The organism is Pseudomonadota bacterium, assembly GCA_010028905.1.
Taxonomy (GTDB): Bacteria; Vulcanimicrobiota; Xenobia; order RGZZ01; family RGZZ01; genus RGZZ01.
Window position 1 is genome coordinate 1 of record RGZZ01000309.1, and the last position, 6,151, is coordinate 6,151.

Genomic DNA, 6,151 nt, shown 5'->3' on the forward strand with positions numbered 1-6,151 from the left:
ACATCGAAGAAGCGGTTCATCAGCTCGGAGCCGTGATGCTCGGAGAGCGCCCGCGACTCTACGCGGGGAAGGTTTTGGGCGAGCCGCAGCGCCACCCGCGCAAAGACGCGCTGCTGGAGAACCTCGACCAGGGAGTCGCGCAGCACCTGTATCAGGCCCGCGAACAGCAAGCCCACCAGCACCGCGCCGGTGAGGACGATGAGGGGCTGCAGCGACACGCCCGCGGCGATCGTGTTGACAAGCGCCTGCGACGCCAGCGGAACGGCCAGGGCCAGCAGCGCGGTCATCAATGCGTAGACCACCAGAACGACGATATCAGTGCGGTCTTCCCAGAGCAGCCACCCGAGGCGCTGGGCGGGGCGAGGGGGATGCGCGCTCATGAGGACGTCTCCTCGGGCTCTGCCGACCACAAGGCCACCGCGGTCTCCACCGCGTCTCGAAGCGCCTCGGTCTGCTGCTGGTCGGGAGCGACGAAGCGCAGGCCCTCGAGCACCCAGCGCGCGAGGGTCGGATGCGCGAGGCGGTAGTAGACGTGGCGGCCCTCACGGCGTTCGATGACCAGGTTGTGGGCGCGCAGCACGGCCATGTTCTGTGACACGCGAACGGCACTCGAGCTGATTCGCTCGGCCAGGGTTCCCACGTCGCGCTCCCCCTCTCGCAGCTCTTCGACGATTTTCAGGCGGTCGGCATGCGAGAGGGCGCTCATGATGCGCGCCAGGGCTTTTGTAGCGAGGTTTCGCTGTGGCATGGGCTCTCCAGGTTCAATGTCTTTTCATTCTCATACATGCAATATATTGAATGTATAGACATATTAATCAATAAAGATTGTGAAGTCAATGGGTGTGTGCCCACGCGTGATGAGACGGTTACATCTTCCTAACAGACGGGGCGGTCGCGTTGCGTTAAACTGTCATCAATGGATGCCAAGGGAGTGCTCTCGGGGAGATCTGTCGCGCGTGACGCGCTTGCCTCGCCGTCGCAATCGAGCGCCGCGGCTTGCGCCGCGCGGTCGAGTCAGGCGGAAGAGGGGCTGCTGCTCGTGCAGGTCGACGGGCTGTCGTTCGACCATCTGCGTGCGGGGCTCGATCGCGGGCTCATGCCAAACCTTTCCCGGGCGCTCGAAAAGGGAACCCTCTCCCTCGAACCTTTCAGGTCAGGGCTGCCCTCGCATACGGGTGTGGTCGAGGCGGGCGTGCTCTACGGCCGCTCGGTGCTGCCTTCGAACCAGTGGCTCGACAAGAAGACCGGCCTCGTCTCGAACGTCACGGGGTCCTACTCGGCCGACGAGATCGTCGATGGCTTCATTGCAGACGGGGCGCATGGTCTCATCGAAGGCGGTTCCGCCTACCTGAGTCCCCTCTCTGGGAACGCGGCCCGCTGCAGCCTGACCCTCGACGAGGTGTCGCGCGCGCGTCGCACGGGCGGGAAGCTGGCGGTAGCGGGGGTCATTGCCCTCGATCTCGGACGCCTGGCCCTGCACCTCGCGGCCCATCCGATTCAGGCGGTGCAGACAGCAGGGCGCTTCTCCGCCGAGCTCGTGCGTGGCGTGTTCGAGCGCAAGCGCAACGACATCCCGCAGGGCTTCCTGCAAGATCGCCTCAAGCCCGCCCTGTGGAGCGCACTGCAGAACACGGTGCTCACCGACGCCGCGACCCGCGCGATGGCGACGCGCATGCGCAAGGGCGACCCCGCCATCTTCGTCGACCTGCCGGGGTTCGACGACCTGAGCCATGCCCTCGGCCCAGAACCCGCCATGCGCCAGCTGCGCATCATCGATCACGATCTGGGCGTTCTCATGCACGCGGCCGAGCGGTCGCACCGACCCTACAACCTGGTGGTCTACAGCGATCACGGCGAGACCGCCTGCGTCCGTTTCAGCGAGCGCTACGGCCAGTCGCTGGGCGCGTGGGTGAAGTCGCTGATCACCCCCGCGTCTTCCGGCGCCATGACGTCAGCCAACGAGGGGGGCGAGCAGGAACCGGGGCTTCCGTCGACCCACCCCTCTGACGTCGAGGATGGCTTCTGTGTCACCACCCTCGACTTCGGTCCCGGCGCCCACCTCTACTTTCATGCCTCTGAGGCGGCGCTCGACCGGGCAGAGGTGGAAGGCTTCTACCCAGGCCTCATCGACAAGATCGTGGCGCATCCGGCCATCGGATTCGTTGTGGCGCGCGACGGCTCGGCGACAGACATCATCGGAGCCCGCGGCAGCGTGCGCATCGATGGCGGAGCGGTCACCGTGCGGGGAGAGAACCCCCTGTCGGCGTACGGTGGGGGCGACGTCGAGGCGTTGCAGCTGCATGATCAGGCGCACCGCAAAGGCGCTGGCGACCTCGAGGTGTTCGGCGCCATCGTGGGAGACAAGGTCGTCAACTTCTCGCTCCATCCGCAGCAGGGAACACATGGCGGCATTGGCAACACCCAGAATGAGGCCTTTGTGATCCAGCCGTCGGGCATGGGGCTCGACCTGCGCGGCGTGACGCAGGGCAGCGGGCTCTACGACCAGCTTCGCCCGCATCTCCCGTCAGACTCTCCCGCCGCCCTTCCCTGATCCGACAGGCCAGCCCGAACCTCTGGCGGAGCGGGGGGCACGCGGGTCATCGCTGCTGATCGGTGAGCCCCTGGGCCAGCCTCTCCAGCCCCTCTGTGAGAATCTCGCGCGACGTCGCGAAGCTGATTCTTATGTGCCCCGCCGCCAAGGGTCCGAAGAAACGCGGTGAGCCCGGCACGACCGCCACGCGATGGTGCAGGCGCAGCCGCTCCACGAGCGCTTCCTCGTCTTCTCCGGAACGCATCCTACGTGACACGTCCGCAAAGAGCACGAAGGTGCCTTGCGGTGCTTCGCACCTCACTCCGTCAATGCGTTGCAGTCGCGTCACCGCGAGGTCGCGCATCCGCTCGAGGTGTTCGAGGAACCTGCCTTGCCACGCGTCACCCTCGCGCAGGGCGGCTACGCCTCCGATCTGGGAGAGCGTGCTCACGCCGTACGCCGTGTCGTTGGCATGCGAGAGGTCGACGATCTCGCGGTGGCGCTCTGGTGTCGGTGACACCAGCGCGCCCAGCCGCAGTCCGGCCATGCCAAAGCCTTTCGAGAAGCCGTACACGGTGAACGTGCGACGGGCGACCTCTGGGTCGAGGGAAGCGGTGGCGATGTGCTGATGCGGTGGGAAGACGATGTCTGACCAGACCTCGTCTGAGAGGATCAGGAGGTTGTGCTCGCACGCCACGGTGGCCAGTGCCTCTAGCTCGGCGCGGCTCCACACCCTTCCCAGCGGGTTGTGGGGGCTGCAGATGCCGAGCAGGCGGGTGCGGGGCGTGATCAATGCGCGCAGGGCGTCGGTGTCGATGGTGCCCCCTGTGAGGGGCAGCCTTCGCACCACGCCGCCCGCCGCGCGAACCGACCTCTCGAACAGGAAGTCGACCGGGTCGAAGATGATGGCTTCATCCCCCGGATGGGGAAGGGCATGGCGAGCCACAAGGAAGAGGCCCGACGCCGCGCTGTCTGTTGCCAGCACAGTTTCCGGCGTGCAGGGAACGCCGCGCTCGCGCATGCGCTGGCTCACGGATTCCCTGAACAGCGGCAGCCCGTCCGTGGGGCCGTAGCTCAGATAGCCGCCATCGAGGTAGGATGCAATGGCGCTGCGCACGACTTCGGGGGTCGGGAAATCCGGGTCGGCGGCGGTCAGGGGAATGACATCGGGTTCGTGAACGGCCCAGCGGTAGTTGAACGCGCGCTCGCGCAGGCGCACCCGGTCGACGGCGTCGTCAGCGAACAGCGCTCCCGCGTCTTCCTCGCGGATCGCTCTGCGAGTCTCGACGGCGGTCTTCGGTGCGGTCTCCGCTTCTGACGCCATGCGCGCGCTCGCAGACAGGAATGCGGACACGAACGCCTCTTCATCGAGCTGGGCGCGCGCGTCGAAGGGATGGCCCGAGAGAACAGCGTCGTCGCTCACGCCCAGCAGCAGGCGTGCGCGGCGGAGCTCGGCTGCATCGACGTGACCGTTTCCGTCTTCGTCGAGGAGCCGGAACCACGCACGCGCGCGGCTGCGCATCGAGTGCAGCTGCACGCGGCGGGGCGTGAGCCCGCGCCGCACCTGCTCCACCGCAGGGGCGCAGTCGTCGCATCCGCCCAGGCCGGCAATCAGCTCGTCCAGGGTCACCGCGCCGTCGCCGTTCCTGTCGAACGCCTCGAAGACCGCTTCGCACTCCGTCTCACCCAGTCCCACGTCGAGCACGTGCAGCGCGTGGCGCATCTCGTCACGGTCGAGTCGGTTGTCTCCGTTCCGATCGAGGACCGAGAAGAGCGCGCGCACCCCCCCTCGGGGCAGGGTGAGGTGGGCTTCGAGACCTGAAGCTGCGGCATCGACGTACGACGGAACCAGCGCTGCGTCGTCTGCCACGAAGTTCCGGAGGATGGCCCGCCCGCCCTCGATGTAGGCGCGCACATCGGTCGAGCGCTCTCCCTCGAACCCTTGCAGGGCGGCCGCCAGCATCGCGGCGTCGCGCGACGCCTCGAAGCGCGCGCTCAACCCGTTCCCGGCCAGGGCATCGGCCAGCATGATGGCGTCTTCTAGCGCCGCACTGACGCCCTGGCTGGTGAAGGGCAGCATCGGATGTGCGGCATCACCAAGCACGACGGCGTTCTCGCAGTGGATGTGGTCGGGAAGGTCGGCATCCACGGGCATCCAGAGGTGCGCCGAGGTGAAGTCGGCCACCGCCAGCCACGCGTTGATGGGGGGCGGGGGGGCGGCTCCCAGCAGCCGGGAGACGAACTGTCGCATCTGCTGGGTGTCCGCGTCTCGCGGTGGTGCGGCGTACTTGTTGCGATCGAACTGGACGAACCCGATGACTCGGGTCTTCGTGGGCGCAAGCAGCCCAAAGGCCACGCCGCGGTGCGAGAACACGGTCTTCACGAACAGGCGTCCGAGACGCTCTGCCAGCGCCGGTGCCTCCGTGGAGGTGACGATCTCGAACACCTGACTCTGATTGCGACGCAACGTGGGGTTGAGTGTTGCGCAGAGCGCCGAGCGATGCCCCTCTGCTCCGACCAGCAGATCGAAGTCGGTGCGCGTGCGCGTCTGACCTGTTCGGAGTGTCACGCCTTCCACACGCCCGTTGCGCAGGTCGATGTGGGTGGCAGCCTCTCCGAAGGTGATGTGTGTGTCTCCGAGGGCTTCCCGCAAGCCGCGAACGAGCGACTCACGGGTCACGCAGTAGGCGTTGCGGAGGGCTTCGCTGCGCAGCGCCAGACCGTGCTCATTCTGGAAGACGGCTCTGCGAAGCGGGGTGTGATGCTCGAGCAGTCGCTCGAGGCCCAGCTCGCGGAGGGCACGAACGCCGTTCTCCATGAGAATCAAGCCGTGTCCGGCTCTGTCGAGATGGGCCTGGAGCGTGTCACGTTCCAGGACCTCCACCGTGTCGATGCCCGCGCGCTTGCGCAATGCGAGAGCGCAGGCGAGGCCGGCGATGCCAGCACCCAGGATGATGACGCGCATGGCGAGATCTTCCGCAGGTGGCTCAGCGCACCTCCTGCGTGGGCGTGTCGGCGAGCATGAGCTCGGCCAGCGCCTGTCGCTGGACCGGTGTCATCTGTCGGAACATCGAGGTGGCCTGGTGGACCTGGCGTGACTGGTCGGGCGTGATCTCTCCACGACGCAAGGCGTCCTCTGCTCGTCTGTCGGCTTTGTCGAAGATGTTCACCCCGGCTACCGAGCCGCGAACAAAGGCGTTGCGGTGGCTGATGGTGATGAACGCGATGCGCGTGCTCTTCCCGAGGTCATCTCGTATCCGTCGCTTCTGCTCGGTCGTGAGCCCGCGGTACATGGCGCGCATCTGCGGCGCAACGGCAGCCAGCTCCTGACGGTTGGCGGCGGGAACTCTGGCGAGGACCGCAGGGCGCACGCCGTAGGAGGCGGCAAGTGCCGCGTCCTCTTGTCCCGCGGTGTTCTGGCAGATGGCTTCGGTGGGCATGCAGACGCACCCGGCCACCGTGGTCAGTGTCAGCCCCACCAGCAGCGCGCAGCGGAGCGCGCGTGCGGCGGTCGTCGACGCAGCCGCGGCTGTGCACACGGTCTCGGGGGGCTGCGACGGGGAGGCGCAGACGTGGCTCTCGACGACATCCGGTTCGGGCAACCACGGTGATTGAACGCTG

General features: G+C 67.1%; 5 protein-coding genes. 1 reads left to right on the plus strand and 4 read right to left on the minus strand.

What is annotated here, in order from left to right:
• Positions 1–380, minus strand: a 380-nt coding sequence (locus EB084_17630; protein NDD30080.1) for a hypothetical protein, incomplete at its 3' end; no start/stop codon positions are given.
• The gene (locus EB084_17635; GenBank protein ID NDD30081.1) at positions 377–748 is read right to left on the minus strand and encodes a transcriptional regulator; all 372 of its coding nucleotides are present in this window, start codon (positions 746–748) and stop codon (positions 377–379) included. The genes EB084_17635 and EB084_17630, both read right to left, overlap by 4 nt.
• Before the next feature lie 168 nt (positions 749–916).
• Here EB084_17635 and EB084_17640 point away from each other — a divergent pair, with 168 nt between their 5' ends.
• Positions 917–2,551, plus strand: coding sequence for a hypothetical protein (locus tag EB084_17640; protein NDD30082.1), 1,635 nt, complete (start codon positions 917–919; stop codon positions 2,549–2,551).
• Between the two features lie 46 nt (positions 2,552–2,597).
• Here EB084_17640 and EB084_17645 read toward each other — a convergent pair whose 3' ends face one another.
• Positions 2,598–5,495, minus strand: a complete 2,898-nt coding sequence (locus tag EB084_17645) for an aminotransferase class I/II-fold pyridoxal phosphate-dependent enzyme (GenBank protein ID NDD30083.1) — start codon at positions 5,493–5,495, stop codon at positions 2,598–2,600.
• A gap of 22 nt (positions 5,496–5,517) precedes the next feature.
• Positions 5,518–6,132 carry a hypothetical protein gene (locus EB084_17650; GenBank protein NDD30084.1) on the minus strand — a complete coding sequence of 205 codons (615 nt, stop codon included), beginning with the start codon at positions 6,130–6,132 and terminating at the stop codon, positions 5,518–5,520.
• Positions 6,133–6,151 lie beyond the last annotated feature (19 nt).

Bases quoted from the DNA above. Each gene is read 5' to 3' on its own strand.
- EB084_17635 (NDD30081.1), bottom strand. From the start codon at position 748: ATGCCACAGCGAAACCTCGCTACAAAAGCCCTGGCGCGCATCATGAGC.
- EB084_17640 (NDD30082.1), top strand. From the start codon at position 917: ATGGATGCCAAGGGAGTGCTCTCGGGGAGATCTGTCGCGCGTGACGCG.
- EB084_17645 (NDD30083.1), bottom strand. From the start codon at position 5,495: ATGCGCGTCATCATCCTGGGTGCTGGCATCGCCGGCCTCGCCTGCGCT.